We start from the raw sequence: 15,920 nt of genomic DNA, 5'->3' as shown, positions 1-15,920 counted from the left end.
ACAGCAAGGCCCGCCCCGCAAACAACGGGACGGGCCTTTTTCTGTTATCAAATGTCAGGAGGACAGGCGTAGCCGTTAAAACCGTCAGCCAGCCCACAAACGTTAGTCCACGCGCTTGTCGCCCATAAAGAAGAGCGCCACCGTACCAGGTCCGGTATGCGAGCCAATCAGAGTACCGATGTCATTAATCTCAATCTTGCCTTTAAGCTGCGGAATCTGTTCCTCTATCAGCGCCGCAACTGCCTCGGCATCCTCGCGACACGCCGAGTGCGACATGATGCACTTACCCGAATAATCCGCACCGCCCTGCACGTGTGCCATCATGGTCTTAGCCATCTCGGAAATCGCACGCTTCTTGGTGCGAATCTTCTCACGCGGCGCCAGCTCACCTTCGCAATCGACCGTCATAAGCGGGCAAATCTTGAGTGCCGTGCCGATAATCGCGCTCGCGGCCGAAATGCGACCGCCGCGCAGGTAGCTCGACAGATCGGTCGAAAAGAACCAGTGGTGCAGGTTGAGTTTATGCTCCTCAATCCAAGCGGCCGTCTCCTCGAGCGAAGCGCCGCCATCGCGAACGTCGGCGGCACATTCCGCCAGCAGGCCAAGGCCCGAAGACGCCGCCAGCGAATCGATGACGCGCACCTTGCCGCCCTGGGGATAGCGATCCGCGAGCATCTGCGCCGCAACGCAGGCCGATCCATACGTGCCCGAAATACCCGACGACAACGTCAGGTGCAGCACGTCTTTACCCTCGGCAACAAACGGCTCCCAAAACTCCTCGTACTCACCCACGCTCACCTGAGACGTCTTGGGCATGGCGCCCGCGGCAATCTGAGCAAAAAACTCGTCCGGCGTAATCGACTGATACAGATCGTCCGTATAGACAACATCGTCGATCTCGTAATGAAAACACACGACAGGAATATTGCGCGACGCAAAGAACTCACGGGTTCGATCGGCGGCGGATTCACAGGTCAGGACAAAATCACTCATATGAGGCTCCTTACTCATTGCTGCGCAAATTATCGCACAGCATGCGTGAATACGGTACAAATGTCCGTTATTTACCAAATTGAACCAAAGGTAGTGAACATCTTTACCGTCATCATCTCTAGCGATCCCGGAGGTATGCGCCTGCAAAACGACCCTACGTCTCCACTCAACCGCCATATCTACCTCGACTAAATCGATTTAGCAAACCGTTCGGCCAACAATTCAATCTCCTAACCCCAATTGAAACAAAAGCGGCGCATACTGATAAACGTTTGACGCTGTTTATCAGTTTTACCAACCACATCGGAAGGTGTTTCATGGTCGCATTCGATCGCAATCCGCAAGACTTCAAGTATCTGCGCCTGCTGTCGAGACAGTTCCCCACCGAGCAATCCGCATTCACCGAGATCATCAACCTCTCGGCCATCCTCAACCTGCCCAAGGGCACCGAGCATTTTATGAGCGATGTGCATGGCGAGTACGAAGCCTTTATGCACATCCTCAACAACTGCTCGGGCGTCGTGCGCGAGCATGTCGACGAAATCTTTGGCGACACGCTCTCCTTTAACGAAAAGGGCGAGCTGTGCACGCTCATCTACTACCCGCGCGAGAAGATCGATCTGGTCCGCAGCCGGCACGAGGACTCGCCCACCTGGTACAAGACCATGCTCAACCAGCTCATTGTGGTTGCCCGCTCGCTTTCGAGCCGCTACACCCGCTCCAAGGTACGTAAGGCCATCCCGCGCGATTACGCCTACATCATCGACGAGCTGCTGCACACGCATCCGGACGAGAACAACTACCGCGTGCGTTATCACGAGCGCATTATCGAATCCATCTTGGAGACCGCCAGCGCCGACGACTTTATCGAGTCGCTCGCCTCGCTCATCAAGCGCCTCGCTGTGGACCACCTGCACTTGGTGGGCGACATCTTCGACCGCGGCGGCGGCGCGGCCAAGATTATGGACCGCCTGCTCACCTATCATTCGCTCGATATTCAGTGGGGCAACCACGATCTGTTGTGGATGGGCGCCGCTGCCGGCGAGCCCGCCTGCATCGCCACGGTGCTACGCAACAACCTGCGCTACGACAACTACGAGATTCTCGAGAACGACTACGGCATCTCGCTGCGCGAGCTTGTCGCCTTTGCCAACGCTACCTATACCGCCGGCGAGCCCATCAGCCCGCTCATCAAAGCCATCAACGTTCTGCTCTTTAAGCTCGAGGGCCAGATTATCCAGCGCCACCCCGAGTTCGACATGGCCGACCGTCTACTGCTCGACAAGGTCGATCACGACGCCGGCACGGTCACCCTCGCCGACGGCAGTGTGTGGCCGCTCACGACCAACGACTTCCCCACCGTCGATCCGGCAGACCCCTACACGCTCACGCCCGAGGAACAGCACATCATAGACAAGCTCGTGTCCGAGTTTGTCACCGCCGATCATCTGCATCGCCACATCGATTTCCTCTATACCCACGGCTCCATGTATAAGGTCGCCAACGGCAATCTGCTGTTCCACGGCTGCGTACCGCTCAACGAAGACGGCACCTTTAGCAGCATGAACTGCCTGGGTACCTGGCACGCCGGCCGCGATTATTTTGATTTTTGCGACTATATCGCCCGCCGCGCCTGGCGTGCCGGCGACCGCGATGCCCTCGACTGGATGTGGTACCTGTGGATCGGCTTTAACTCACCCGCCAGCGGACGCGTGGTGCGCACCTTCGAGCGCGCCTACATTGCCGACAAGAGCACGTGGGTCGAGCCGATGGACCCGTACTACACGCTCACCACGTCCTCGTCCGTTTGCGACGACATCATGCGGGAGTTTGGCGTCGCCCCCATGGCCTGCTCGCCGACGGGCCATATCATCAACGGCCATACGCCCGTCAAGACCACCAAGGGCGAGCAGCCCATCCGCGCCAACGGAAAGTTGCTGGTCATCGACGGCGGTTTCTGTCGCGCCTACCACCCCAAAACGGGCATCGCCGGTTACACGCTCATCTCGAGCTCGCGCGGATGCCGCCTTAAGTCGCACCAGGCCTTTACCAGCGTTGCCGAGGCGCTCACCCGCAACATCGATATCGAAAGCGAGACCAACCGCTTTGACGAGGCCGACCGGCGCCGCATGGTGAGCGACACCGATACCGGCGTCAAGATTCGCAGTCAGATCCAAGACCTGCGCCAGCTCCTCGATGCATATAGAAACGGTGCTATCGAGGAGCGCGCCTAGCCCCGCCTGCGGGGATTGGTTAAACTTGCTAGGTTTGTCATCCCCGCGGCGCCCCGGCGCCACCCTAAGGCAGGTACCATGCAAAAGCTCCTTGCGCAGATCATAAAGTTTGGCGTCGTCGGCGTCGTTGCCACCGTCATCGACTTTGGCATCATGAATCTGCTCCACTACGGCCTGGGCCTCAACATCTTGATCGCCAACACCAGCGGTTTTATCGTCTCGCTCATCTTTAACTACGTCGCGAGCATGAAGTACGTGTTTGCACACAAGGAGGGCATGAGCCGCCGCCGCGAGTTCATCATCTTTGTCGTGCTATCCGTTATTGGCCTGGCGCTCAACGACGGCATCGTGCTTGCCCTCAACGCCGGCCTGGGCCTCGAGGCCAATATCGCCAAGATTTGCGCTACCGCACTCGTCATGGTCTACAACTTTGTAACGCGAAAAATCTTCCTAGAGGGCGAGCAGACCAAATAGCTCGGCCTCCTCGTTGCACTACGAGACCCATGAATGACGCGCGTCGAGTGCTGTGTTATTCGCGGGCCTTGCTCGTTTACGGGTAGATTTGCAACGTTTGCAGATTACCTCTTGAATATTTGGCGAGTTCGTATAGTTCTTGCCAAAGACCTTACGTTTGCCATGCAAAAGCTCTAAAGTATCTCGTTGCTCGATTCATCAACGCATTGGATGTGATTACGTGCGTAACGCGCTGGCACAACCTCATACCAAGCAGTTCCTCAAGTTCGCTGTCGTGGGCCTTATCTCCTTTGGCGTCGACTGGGGCATGCTTATTGCGCTCGTCGAGCTGTTCCACCTCGACTTTTTGATGAGCACGACGGTCTCGTTTACCACGTCCGTCGTGGTTAACTACTGGCTCAGCATGAAGTACGTGTTCGACCATCGCGAGGGCATGAGCCGTAAACGCGAGTTCACGATCTTTACCATCCTGTCGGTGATCGGTCTGGGCCTCAACGACCTGTACATGTTTGTGGGCGTCACGTTTTTGAGCATCGGCTACCAGGCCATGAAGGCCATCGCCACGTTCCTGGTCACCTGGTACAACTACTTTAGCCGTCGCTTTTTCCTCGAAGGCGCACGGTCGTAGTCAGCCAAACATACCCTTGCATTCGCAACCGGTTGGAATTCCCATTCCAGCCGGTTTTTGTTTGCAGAGTCTGCCGAGGAAGGCGGGCTACGGTGCATGAATGGGACGCAGTTTCCCCATGAACGCCGTTCCGGAAAGTGTATCCCAGATTGCAGCCTCAGAATGGGATGCAGCTTCCGCAACGCCGTCCTAGCGGAAACTGTGTCCCGGAATCAGCCAACAGAACGGGACGCAGTTTCCAGATGAGCCCCCATGCGGAAAGTCTATCCCGGAATGAGCCCCCAGAGCGGGGCACGCTTTCCGAAACCCGCCCCATCGGGAAACCGTATCCCGGTCTGAGCGTGGATTCCGGGACGCAGTTTCCCGCGGACGCCGAAACGGAAAGCACATCCCGTTATCGATGTCTAGAACGAGATGCGCTTTCCCAATGGATGCTGATGCGGAAATTGCGTCCCGGAATTCACCTTCAGAGTGGGATGCGATTTCCGGTTGAGCCTCGATTGGGAAACGACGTCCCATTCGCATAAAAACGGGCGGCTCGGATGTTGGTCCGAACCGCCCGTTTGGCATGTTATGTCGAGGCATTTAGCCCGTTACGTAATACCAGACCACGCTGTCGCCATTGGAGAGAACGTAGTTGCTGCAAGCCGTGTTGGGCGTTACGCCGTTGACAGAGTACATCCAGCCGCTTGTACCACCGTGCTCCTTCTCGGCCAAACCACCGATAGCGGCGACATACGTGCCGTACGATGAGCCGTGCGCATTTACGGAAAGGCCCAGTGCGCACAGGGCATCGTAGGGGGTAGCACCCTCGTTGAAGGTGAACGTACCGCCAGAAGACACCGGGTTACCCACGGCACTCGACGTCACTGAGACCGTCACAGTAATGTAGCCAGGCTGCTGCGAGCCGCCCTGATTGCCAGCAGAAGCGCTGTCGCCGTTGGATACAGACCCACCGCCAGACACCGAGCCGCCGCCCGAAGAGGAGCCGTCAGAAGAACTCGATCCACCAGCGGATTCGGAGCCCTGTCCGGCAGACGCGTTGTTGGACTTCTTGCCGCCCTTGCCTTCGGACTTCTTCTCTTTCGAATCCTTGTCTGACTTCTCGTCCGAAGACTCGGAAGCGTCCTTGGAATCCGATTCATTCGAGTCCTTGGACTCGGAGTCCACAGCGTCAGAAGACGAGGAGCCCGCTGTCTCCGTCTTGCGAAAGGCGATAGAGCCAGAGTCGGCAACGCTCCTCCCCGCCACGGCCCGAGCGATCCAATCGATGGACCAGGCGCCGCTGGCGGAAGGGTGAACAAAGCCCAGCGAGACGAAAATCAGCGCGATGCAGACGGCCGTCAGAGAGCCAAGTAGCGCCTTGCGCCGAGGGGCGGACACCGCCGAAGCGGCGCCCTTTTGCTTAGCATCGTCGAGCTGAATGAACGACGAGTCGGGTTGCTTGGAGTCGGCATCCTGAGGTTTATTGGACACAGCTCTCACCTACCGGCGCTTGGTAAACACGAACACGCCAATGACCGCAAGCCCGATCACGCCGGCCGCTACGCCGACAATGGCGAGCGGGTTGAAGCCAGACTGCTGTGCCAGAGCCTCAGCGGACTTCTTAGCGGTAGTCGCGGCAGCCGATCCCGTATCGGACTTGGAGCTGGACTTGCCGGACTTCTTGTCAGACTTCTTGCTGTCCTTCTTGTCGCCCTTGCCGGAATCCTTCTTGGAATCCTTGCCGTCCTTGGTCTCGGTCTTGGTCGTTGTGGATACCGGCTTCTGGCCCGGAGCAACAGCACCGCCAGTCTGCTGGCCATTTGTGCCGTTACCGGAGCCAGAACCAGCACCGGCATTACCCGAGCCGCCATTGCCGCCGTTGGAGCCAGAGCCGCCGTTACCGCCAGGGGCAACAGCCTTCTTGTTCCACTTGGCATACAACGTCATATCGGCCGTCACCGCAACGCTAAAGTCATACGCCTTGGTGCAGGCAGCATCGGTGTACCAACCGGCGAAGGTGTAGCCCTTGCACTGCGGCTTAGTCGAGGGCTCCGTCACCGCTTTGCCTTCCTTCACGCGTTGAGAATCGGGCATCGCCGCATCCTTACCGTTGGCGTCGAACGTCACAGTATAGCGTTTGACCCTTTGGCCATTGCCCTTGACAGCAAACAGCTTGCCCGAGTCATTGACATAGTAGAGTGAGCCATCGGATCCGACCGAAATAGAAGCCATGCAGTACTGCTGGTCGCCCGCCGCGGGCGTATAAAGCAGCTCGGCCTCGTCGTCGCCAATACGGTAGCGATAGATGCCGCCCGGGTTGTTGTTAGACGTAAAGTAGACGTACGTCTCGCCATTCTGGACAGAAACGACCGGCTGCGACTTTACATCACCGCCGCCCGAAGCCCCCTGACGAATATAGCTACCGTCCGCCTTGCAAATGGAATAGTCCACGGCAAGCGTCTCGGCATCAATCACTGCAAGCTGACCGTAGTAGTACGTGTACTTGTTCTGATAGCCGCCCATAAAGGACTCGGTCGATGCGCCTCCGACCACAATTTTGCCGTTGACCAACACCGGCGTCGAGGTCGAGCTGCTGCCAAACGAAACCTTGCCGAGCTCAGAAAGCGCTCCGTCTTTCCCAACCGAAAGCTTATGCAAAACGCCATCGGCACTTACAACATAAGCGGTTGACCCATCGACCAGCACCGTTGTACGGACGCGATCGGCAACCTTGAGCGACGCAACGGTCTTTCCAGTTTCGGGGTCGACCGTGCTCACCGTACCGGAATCATCTGCGATGACGCCATAATTGCCCGAGAACGCCAAGCCGGCCCAGTAGTAGCCCTTGCTGTTCTCGTTCTTATGCTGCCACATAACCTTGCCATCGGAGATGCGCACGCAGAGCAGGTAGCCGTCGCTCGAGTCGGACCAGCTGGCCGATGCCGTCCCAAAGTAAGCAAAGCCGTCACGAACCGTAATGGACGCAAGAGACTGCTGGGCACCATCGGGACCAGCAGGCAACTCATCGGTTACCCAAACCGTCGCCAGGGCATCAACGGTCAGCGCTTGCAGGCGACCGCCCGAAAGCGGCACGAGCACGACGCCGCCGGTGTATACCATGCGCGAGGTCGTATCGATTTTTGCTGCCAAAGGCGATTCGGCAACGGTCTCACCCGTATCGACATTCTTCTTAAGCAGCTTGGAGCCAACGGCCACGTAGAGGTAGTCACCGACCAGCAGCGGGTCGGAAATACCCTTGCTCCATTCGCTCGAGCCCTTGAGCTCGCTCACCCATTTTGCCTCGGCGTCCTTCGTGGGCACAGAAGCATCGGTTACCTTGTTGGCGCTCGTATAACCAGGCCAATCGCTGTCCCAGTTGGGACGTGTGGCGCTCGGGTTCAAAACTACGCCGTCAAGCGGTTTTTCACTATCGGACGCGTAAACATACTGGATGTTGTCGCCGGGCTTGAGCACAACCTGGTCGGCACCAACCTTGGAATATTCGCCATTGACGTAGAGCTGCCAATAGCGACCCGTCGCCTCATTCGAACCCAGCTTTCGACCGTCGGTCGACGTAATGCTCTCCAGGAGGAAGTAGCCGTCCTTCTCCGGCGTCTTCAACTCGTACCCAAGGCCCGAAGCCTTCAGCGCCATCGACGTCAGGTCGGCAGCCGTCGCACCGCTCTGGAGCTTCGCGTCGTTGAAGGAGTACCAGACCGAAGTCTTCTCGTTAGCATCAGGACCAATCAAACTCAACGAGGCCTTGACTTTAGCCTGCCCAATCTCGTCAAGACTGGTACCAAAAGCGGAATAGTAGAGCACGACGCTATCGCCGGGGGCGAGGTGAACCTGGCCGGCGCCGACCTCAGACGCCTTCCCGTTAACAAAAAGCTGCCAGTACTTGCCCGTCGACGCATCCCAGCCCAGCTTGCGACCATCCGCCGAAGTGATATCACTCAGATAGTAACTCGCCGTGCCCACACCGGTCGCGGTATGGGTCATGCCCTTTAGAGCGTCTTCAATCACATCGCCGGCAGTCGAGCCGTAAACTACACTCTTGGCGGAATCGGCCCAAACCTCGTCGTTGCCGTCGGCGTCGATACCAACGAGCTTAAAGGCAACGGAAATCTTGGGGTCGGAATGATCGACCGTACCAACAACGCGATACGTCGCCTTAACGCTCTGGTTAATGAGGCTCTGCAGCTTAGCGTTCTCGGGATGCGCCTTCGCCAGAGATTCGTACTTGGCGTACGTCAGGTTGCTCTCGACCGTAACAAGGGTATCGGCCTTGGGGCGCGTCACCTTTAGATTTTCGTTCGAGATGACCGAGGTGTCGCTCGTACGATACGTGCGCCAGTCGTTCCCCGACATCGCGTCGTATCCAGGAAGGTCTGCTGCCACAACGCCGGATAGCTTGCTGTCCTTACCCTTGCGGTACTCGATGCCGCCGTCTGCCGTAGGCACCGCCTCGGCAAAGGTCGACAGATTCTCGGTAACCGCGTCAACCGAAGCGTTAGCGCCGAGCAGAGACTTTGCGTAGGCATCCTTGACCTGCTGCATAAATGCCACAGCCTGGTCAATCTCGGAATCGTCGATGGGCTTAACCTTGATGACGATGTCGCGCGTTACGGTTATGTCGTCCTTGGCAAGCGTAGCCGTAATAACTACTTCATTCGAGACGCCTTTGGTATCACGGGTAACAACCACGCGGTAGCCGTTGACCTTCGCAACAGCCTCATCGTTCGATGCATAGGAGAGCTTGGCGCCGGATGGAGCGTCGATACCAGAACGACGGGGCAGCTGGATGTCGCCCTCAACGGTATTGGCATCGATTACCTTGTTGGTAGCGAAATCCTTGAGCACAATGCGGTCAAGCGCAGCTGACAGCTCGGCCTTTTCGGCATCGATCTGCTCCTGAGTTTTCGCCTTGACGGTATAGGTGACAAGATAAGCCGTCCCGTTTGACGGGGCATTATTGTAGCCAGGAACCGCCAGCGAGAGCGTAGCCGTGAGCCAAGCAATCTGGTCGGTCATACCGTGGGTATACGTAACCGTCGGATCGCCGTAGCTGGAATTCACCTTGGCAACAGAGTCATCAAGACTCATCCAGACAATAGAAGCAACCTTTATACCGTTGATGCTAATTGAGCCGGGAAGCGTTCCCTGCGTGACGCCCGCCTCAATCTCGTCGGGCAGACCCTCAGCATGAGCCCATGCCGCCTTAAGATAGGCGATGACCTTGCCGCCGTCCCATGCGAGCGTCGATGCGCGACCGGGCGTATACGACACGCTCTCGGAGCCAAGCGTCAGCGTATACGTCGGCGTAAACTGGCGAAGCAGCGAGTAATCAAGCGCGGAAGTCTTATCTGCAGGAGACAGGAAGAAATAGGAAATCTTTCCATCATCCGCGATGCCGCCATCCTGCTTGGGATCGCGACCGCCATAGGTTACGCCCGCAAGCGAAACCTTGATATCCGAGTAGCCCAAGTTGGCAAGCTTCGCCAAAAGCATGGAGCAGATGTTGGTATCGGTTCCCTGGGATGGATTGGGATACCAGCCTGAATAGCCATCGGCTTTGAGCTTCGCAACCGCCTCGTCCAGCTTCTTCGCATCGTCAGACTTGAGGGCTTCGGGTTCGGCAGGAGCCTCTACGGGATACTTGAGGCTTGCCGTGAACTCGTAGTCGCCGGCGCCATACGTAACACGGCATGCGACATACTTGCCGGCAAGATTGGAGGTCAACTTGAGATCACGAGCAGTTGCGCCTTCGATAGCGGTGTAGCCCGACGCCGTCGGAGCGGTAGACTGGCTATTGCCGACATACCACTGATAGCCCAGCTGGTCGTACTCTGAGGAGAGAATCTCCTCGTCTTCGCCAAACTCGTCCTTGTAATAAGCTGCGACCTTAACGGTATCGCCAACCTTGGCGATACCGCTGCCATAGGCAAGCCCGTTGCCGTCAGCATCAACAATTTCAGCCGAGTTAACGGTCACATATGCCGAACGTGCGGAAACGGCGACGGAGTCGGACGCATCGCCCTGCTCGGAAGCGACGGATACCGGCGCAGCCGAACCCTCTGTATTGACAGCATCACCGGCCGTCGCGTTATCGCTGCCAGCGGCATTTTCGGCGGCATCATCGTCGGCGCCTTCGGCCGCCGCGCCCTCGCCGCCCGTCGCAGCCTGAGCCACGGCCTCGGCAATGCCCTCGGCGCCCTCGGCCCAAAGTTGCGCCGGTGTGGTACCAAAAGCCATGGCAAAAGCCAGGAACGCCACCAGACCGCGCTTGGCTACGCCGCACGCAATCGCCCCATGACGACGCCACGAGGCGCGCTGGCGCTCGTCCTCAAACATATCCATTTGTCTCCTACTGTCTGCACTTGGAGCATTGCCTAGCGGCTGCCCCACGTCATCGCGCATATTGCGCTCGAGTACCCCCATCGGGGTCCCCCCTTCCCTCCAGAGCCCAACGCGTACCGGCGGCATGCGCCGCGGCCGCGTACAAGATGGGAGGCGATCCGACTTAACCTTACCGACCCGGGCGCGCCGTCCGATCTGCGGCGCGGCCATCCCGGACCAAGAGGAATTACGGTTACTGGTACAGCCGGGGACTTGCACCCCGATTCTCCCAAACGCGCAGGAAAACCGCGCATTTGTGCGTCTCCGCACCACCATCTAGGCCATCGATTATTACTGTCAATATGGTAGCACGCAAAAGGGCCCCGCACGCAGGCGAAGCCCAAGGTAAAAGCTATTGTTTGCGATAGGAGAATGCGGTGACGGTCGCAGTCTCTACCGCTTGCCGCCGTGACTGTTGCGCCAGATCTCGCGGCCCAGCATCAGCGCCAGCACCAGCGCACTCACGTAGCCCATAAAGCCAATGACCGGGATACCGAACACAACCGGCTCGATGCGCGCGTAGTACACAACCGACGAGCCGATAAACAGGCCGGCGATCACAATTGCCATCGACATGCGGTCGATAATTCCACCCAGCTGTCGCAGCGCCTTATCGCTGCTCATGATCTGCGTGTTCACCTTAAGCTGGCCGCGCGTGAGCATGCGCGACGCCAAGCCCAGATACTCGGCCGCCTCGAGCGAGCCTTTTGCCGCGCGATAGCTGCTCGCGGCAAGATCGTGCCCCATTTCGCGGACGCGCGCATAGGTGCTCTTCTCGTTTTTGATGTGCGTCTGGATGATCTGGATCATGTTGACGTCGGGCATATACTCGGTCAGCAGACCCTCGAGCGTCACCATGCCGCGCGCGAACATCGTCACCACGCTCGGCAGCTCAACGTCGTTTTTGCGCGCCAGATTTAACAGCGAGGTCAAAAACTCGCCGATATCCAGGTCCTTAAGATCGAGCCCTGCAAAGTCGGCGACGATAAAGTCCAAGTCGGACAAAAAGGCCGAATGGTCGAGCTCGGCAGAATCGCCGCGCGTCACGGCAAAGCGCATAAGCGAATCCTTGAGCTTGGGAACGTCACCTTCGGCCACGGCGAAAATCATGTCCTTGACGATACCGCGGTCGTGACTCGACATGCGCCCGACCATGCCCAGGTCGATAAAGTAGACGATCCCGTCTTTGAGGATGATGTTTCCCGCATGCGGGTCGGCATGGAAAAAGCCATCGTCGAGCACCTGCGTCGAGTAGTCCTCGACGATCACGGCGCCAATCTTTTCCAAGTCATAACCCTCGGCCACCAGGCGCTCGGGATCGGCAATGGAGATGCCGTCGATGTAGTCCATGACCACGACGTGTTCGGTACAAAGGTCCAAGTAGGATTTGGGACACGAGACGCCATGCACGCTTTTGTGGAAGTCATAGAAATCGTTGAGGTTTTTGGCCTCGGCCAAAAAGTTGGTCTCCTCGCGAAACGAGGTCCACAGCTCTTCGACCACGCCATGCAGGTCCACAAACTGGTCGGTGTTGACGAACTTGGAAACGATGCGCACCACCGAGCGAATGATGTCGATGTCCTGAGCCATCACCTGCTGCGCGCCGGGGCGCTGTACCTTAACGGCCACGTCCTCGCCGGTCACCAGACGGGCGCGGTGTACCTGCGCGAGCGACGCGCTACCGAGCGGGTTGGGGTCAATCGCGTCGAATATCTGCCCCAGGCGCTGGCCGTATTCCTCTTCCAAACAGCGGAGCACTACCTCATACGGCACCGGCTCTACGTCGGAGCGCAGACGGCGCAGCTCGTCGCAAAACCGCTGCGGCAAAATCTCGGAGCGGTTGGCCAGAATCTGCCCCATCTTGACGAACATGGGACCGAGCTCTTCGAGCAGACGACGCAGGCGCACCGGCGTGAGGTTGTCCCACACGCGATACTTTTTGATCAGGCGAACGATCTGACCAATGCGCTCACGACGACCTGCCGGCGTGAGCTGGTATTCCTCGTCCGGCGCCATCGCGTCGGGCTCCTCGGGGACCATATCGACAGCGCGCGGCTTCTTGCGAGCGCCCGAGACGGCGGCCTCGACCTCGTCGACAACCGCCGTCTCGTCACCCAAGGGATCTTGATTGTTGTAATCGGTGGTGGAATCTGCCATCTGCGCTGCTACTCGGCCTCTTCGGCGTCCTCTGCGTCGTCGGGCTCAACGGACTCGACGGGCACCGAGGTCACGTTGTCCTCGACCGAATCGACGATGTCGCGCACATGGGCCAAAAAGGCCGTGCGCTCGGGGGCGGTCATGACGCGCACGCGGGCGAGGATGAGCTCGTCGAGCACGCGCTGGGCCGCAGTCTCGCCCTGCATGCCCAGGCGCTCGGTCAGGTCGGAGATGGTACCGCCGGCCTGCTCGAACATGTCGGACACGCTGCGGGCGATATCGGGGGTGCCGGCGTCCTTGCGCACCTGCTCGCCCTTGGCATTGAGGTCGTCGAGGACCTTCTTGCCGCCCTCGACGGCAACGGCGGCGGCGCCGAAGCCCACGTTGATGGCACCGTTAACAAGCTGATCGAATTTCATAACCATGGTTGGCTCCAATCGTGAACAACTTCATTGGCCTACTTGTACCCAAGATTGGGCAAACGACACAAAATCGTTTGTCACCGAGATAGAAATCGAGCGAGGCAAAGCCTTTGACGGCGTTTGCCCCGCTCGCTCGTTGCAAGGTTATCTTTACCTAATGTTATCGTTCATCGCGAAGGAATTCTTCATGGCACAGCTCGTGGTGTAGAGCACCTTGCCCAACAGGGCATCGGTCTCCACGCGCACAAGCTCGGCAAAGGCCTCGTTGGCGCGGGCGAGCTCGGCAGACACCTCGGCCTCGGGCAGTACGGCGACAACGGCGTCGACGTCGTGAATCTGCTTGTGGCCCATGCCGCCGACCTTCTCCTGATAATCCTCGACCGCGCGACCGCACTCATGGAAGCGGACATCGGCCAAGGCGCCAATCAGGCGATTTGCCCAATAGAAATTCTCGGACGTCACGCGAGCCTGCGTGTCGGCATAGTACTCGGGCATGGTCTCGACATTGGCGTACAGCGGCACAAGCGCGTTAAACGAGTTGGAGCCAAACGCCATCCACTGCACGGCGCGATACGCCGGCTGCGCATAGGGGCGCAGCTGCAGCACGGCGAGCTGGCTGTTGCGGTTGATGCCGATGGGACGATAGGCGCCGCGCGTGGCGGGCGTACCCTTGCTGCCGTAGCAGTCGTACTCCGTGCCCTGATAGTGGCTCGAAAGCACGTACTTGATGTCCTCGAGGGTCACCTTGCGCTCGGGCACGCGGCTCCAGGGAATGTCGTCGCTCTCGGGCGTGTAGTCGGCGTCGGGACCGTCCCACACATCGCTGGGGTTGAGGCAGCGCTGCATGTACCAGGCGCGCGGTGTGTTGTAGACGTGGTCGCTGTCGCTGTGCGAGCCAAAGGCCTCGCGCGGATTAAAGACCGCGGCGGGACCGTCGCCCTTAACGCCCAACGTCAGGTCCAGATGCCACTCGGCCATCCAGGTGCGTAGGTCGGCCGAGCACATGTGGTCGACCTGCGCGCCCTCGGCGTCGTCCAAGTCAAAGCTGTCGATACCCAGCTGGTTGGGCATGGTCACATAGGCGTCGTCGGGTACGCGCTTGGCGATCCAGTGGTGGCCGCCGATGGTCTCGAGCCACCAGATCTCGTCAACGTCACTAAAGGCGATGCCGTTGTTCTCGTAGGTGCCGTAGCGCTCGAGCAGGTCGCCCAGAATGCGCACACCGTCGCGGGCGGACTTGGCGTATGGCAGCACCAGGGTCACCATGTCCTCCTCGCCCAAACCGCCGGGCTGCGCCGGCACATAGCCGTCCTCGCCCTCGTTACCCTTGGCGGGCACGAAATCCACGAGCGGATCGGCGCCGCGGACGCGCTCGTTGGTGGTGAGCGTCTCGGTTGCGGACATGCCAACATTGAGCTCGTTGAAACCGGCCTCGGCCCAAATGCCATGACCCGGGACAACGTCGGGGACGCTTGTGTAACGCATGGGATTGTCGGACAGCTCAACGGTCAGGTGGCTCAGGACACTCGTGTAGACACGCGGCTGCTCGTCGGGATGCACTACGCGCATGCGCTTGGGCTCAAATACCCCATTGGGCGAGTCCTCGTTGCGGGCAACCAGCGTCGACCCGTCATAGCTCGCGTTCTTACCGACCAAAATCGTTGTGCACGGCATGCGCATCCTCCTTGAGCGAAGAAATCAAACGGTAACAGTGTATCGCTTCGGTGCAAAAAGGGCGAAACCACAGCCTCGGCAGCCCCCGTGGTCAAAAGCCTATTTCGATGCGCGCTCGGCCGCTTCGATCACGTGTTTGGCGAGAATCGCGGTGGTCACAGCCCCCACGCCGCCCGGCACGGGTGTGATGGCGTTAACGATCGGCTCCGCAGCATCAAAATCGACGTCGCCGACCAGCTTGCCAGCGGCCTCGTCCCAGTTAATGCCCACATCGATGATCGTCTGGCCCTCGCGAACCGCATCCGCGCCAATCGTGCGCGCGCGCCCAACGGCCGCAACCACTACATCAGCCGCACGACACTCGGCAACAAGGTCGCGCGTATGCGTATGGCACGTCGTCACCGTGGCATTGCGAGCCGTAAGCATGGCGGCAACGGGACGGCCAATCACCAGAGACCGACCGACGACCGCGACCTTGGCCCCATCCAGCTCAACACCGTAATGGTCCAGCAACGCCAACACGGCCTCGGCCGTGCAAGGAGCAAAGCCCTCGCCTCGCCCTGAAAGCGTGGTAAGCAGCGAGGCCGGCGTCATGGAGTCGACATCCTTGGCGGGATCGAGTGCCGCGGCAACCGCATCCTCGTCAAGCCCAGCGGGCAGCGGGCGAAACACTAGGCAGCCATGAACGGCGGGGTCGGCATTGATGTCCTTAATAGCCGCCAGCAGCTCATCCTGCGAAGCATCGGCGGGAAGCAAAACGCGGCGAGCCTCAATGCCAGCCTTTTCACAGCGCTTGAGGGCGCCGCGCTCGTACGATAGATCGTCCTCGCGCTCGCCCACACGAACGATGGCCAGCGTCGGCACAACGCCGCGTTCGCGCAAAGCAACGCAGCGAGCGGCAAGCTCCTCGGTCAAAGTACGGGCAACGGGAGCGCCTTTGAGCAGCTCTGCCAT

The 15,920-nt window shown here is 59.2% G+C and carries 10 protein-coding genes; 3 read left to right on the top strand and 7 right to left on the bottom strand.

All coding sequences use genetic code 11. The features are described 5' to 3' along the window. Positions 1 to 102: 102 nt before the first annotated feature. The gene (locus ACTQXM_RS02850) at positions 103 to 993 is read right to left on the bottom strand and encodes a DegV family protein (protein ID WP_441063469.1); all 891 of its coding nucleotides are present in this window, start codon (positions 991 to 993) and stop codon (positions 103 to 105) included. A gap of 317 nt (positions 994 to 1,310) precedes the next feature. Between ACTQXM_RS02850 and ACTQXM_RS02845 the strand changes: the two genes are divergently transcribed. The 3 genes from ACTQXM_RS02845 (at position 1,311) to ACTQXM_RS02835 (ending at position 4,329) form a co-directional block, all read left to right on the top strand. Continuing rightward, entirely contained in the window at positions 1,311 to 3,227 is a 1,917-nt protein-coding gene (locus tag ACTQXM_RS02845) for a fructose-1,6-bisphosphatase (protein WP_441063470.1), read from the top strand. A 78-nt stretch (positions 3,228 to 3,305) separates the two neighbouring features. Then, entirely contained in the window at positions 3,306 to 3,701 is a 396-nt protein-coding gene (locus ACTQXM_RS02840) for a GtrA family protein (protein WP_427728966.1), read from the top strand. A 220-nt stretch (positions 3,702 to 3,921) separates the two neighbouring features. After that, entirely contained in the window at positions 3,922 to 4,329 is a 408-nt protein-coding gene (locus tag ACTQXM_RS02835) for a GtrA family protein (protein ID WP_370450581.1), read from the top strand. Positions 4,330 to 4,914: 585 nt separating this feature from the next. Here ACTQXM_RS02835 and ACTQXM_RS02830 read toward each other — a convergent pair. The 6 genes from ACTQXM_RS02830 to ACTQXM_RS02805 all read right to left on the bottom strand — a co-directional run bounded on the left by ACTQXM_RS02830 (position 4,915) and on the right by ACTQXM_RS02805 (position 15,920). Beyond that, the gene (locus ACTQXM_RS02830) at positions 4,915 to 5,805 is read right to left on the bottom strand and encodes a DUF4430 domain-containing protein (RefSeq protein WP_441063471.1); all 891 of its coding nucleotides are present in this window, start codon (positions 5,803 to 5,805) and stop codon (positions 4,915 to 4,917) included. A 9-nt stretch (positions 5,806 to 5,814) separates the two neighbouring features. Continuing rightward, complete coding sequence (locus ACTQXM_RS02825) at positions 5,815 to 10,674, bottom strand: DUF4430 domain-containing protein (protein WP_441537113.1); 4,860 nt, start codon at positions 10,672 to 10,674, stop codon at positions 5,815 to 5,817. A 432-nt stretch (positions 10,675 to 11,106) separates the two neighbouring features. Continuing rightward, positions 11,107 to 12,870, bottom strand: a complete 1,764-nt coding sequence (locus ACTQXM_RS02820; protein WP_441063474.1) for an ABC1 kinase family protein — start codon at positions 12,868 to 12,870, stop codon at positions 11,107 to 11,109. A gap of 8 nt (positions 12,871 to 12,878) precedes the next feature. After that, a complete protein-coding gene (locus ACTQXM_RS02815; RefSeq protein ID WP_154515830.1) occupies positions 12,879 to 13,295 on the bottom strand; it encodes a hypothetical protein in 417 nt (138 codons plus the stop codon). Positions 13,296 to 13,442: 147 nt separating this feature from the next. Continuing rightward, positions 13,443 to 14,966, bottom strand: coding sequence for a C69 family dipeptidase (locus tag ACTQXM_RS02810; protein WP_441537114.1), 1,524 nt, complete (start codon positions 14,964 to 14,966; stop codon positions 13,443 to 13,445). 99 nt (positions 14,967 to 15,065) lie between these two features. Continuing rightward, on the bottom strand, positions 15,066 to 15,920 hold the full coding sequence (locus ACTQXM_RS02805; protein ID WP_441537115.1) for a bifunctional 5,10-methylenetetrahydrofolate dehydrogenase/5,10-methenyltetrahydrofolate cyclohydrolase: 855 nt from the start codon (positions 15,918 to 15,920) through the stop codon (positions 15,066 to 15,068).

Source organism: Collinsella sp. LCP19S3_D3, assembly GCF_052121455.1.
Classification (GTDB): Bacteria; Actinomycetota; Coriobacteriia; order Coriobacteriales; family Coriobacteriaceae; genus Collinsella.
This window is presented reverse-complemented; position numbering and strand designations above follow the sequence as displayed.

What these genes read in the sequence shown, in the direction of transcription:
- ACTQXM_RS02810 (WP_441537114.1), bottom strand. Translation starts at nt 14,966, where the DNA reads ATGCCGTGCACAACGATTTTGGTCGGTAAGAACGCGAGCTATGACGGG.
- ACTQXM_RS02845 (WP_441063470.1), top strand. Translation starts at nt 1,311, where the DNA reads ATGGTCGCATTCGATCGCAATCCGCAAGACTTCAAGTATCTGCGCCTG.
- ACTQXM_RS02840 (WP_427728966.1), top strand. Translation starts at nt 3,306, where the DNA reads ATGCAAAAGCTCCTTGCGCAGATCATAAAGTTTGGCGTCGTCGGCGTC.
- ACTQXM_RS02825 (WP_441537113.1), bottom strand. Translation starts at nt 10,674, where the DNA reads ATGGATATGTTTGAGGACGAGCGCCAGCGCGCCTCGTGGCGTCGTCAT.
- ACTQXM_RS02850 (WP_441063469.1), bottom strand. Translation starts at nt 993, where the DNA reads ATGAGTGATTTTGTCCTGACCTGTGAATCCGCCGCCGATCGAACCCGT.
- ACTQXM_RS02820 (WP_441063474.1), bottom strand. Translation starts at nt 12,870, where the DNA reads ATGGCAGATTCCACCACCGATTACAACAATCAAGATCCCTTGGGTGAC.
- ACTQXM_RS02815 (WP_154515830.1), bottom strand. Translation starts at nt 13,295, where the DNA reads ATGGTTATGAAATTCGATCAGCTTGTTAACGGTGCCATCAACGTGGGC.
- ACTQXM_RS02805 (WP_441537115.1), bottom strand. Translation starts at nt 15,920, where the DNA reads ATGGCAGAGCTGCTCAAAGGCGCTCCCGTTGCCCGTACTTTGACCGAG.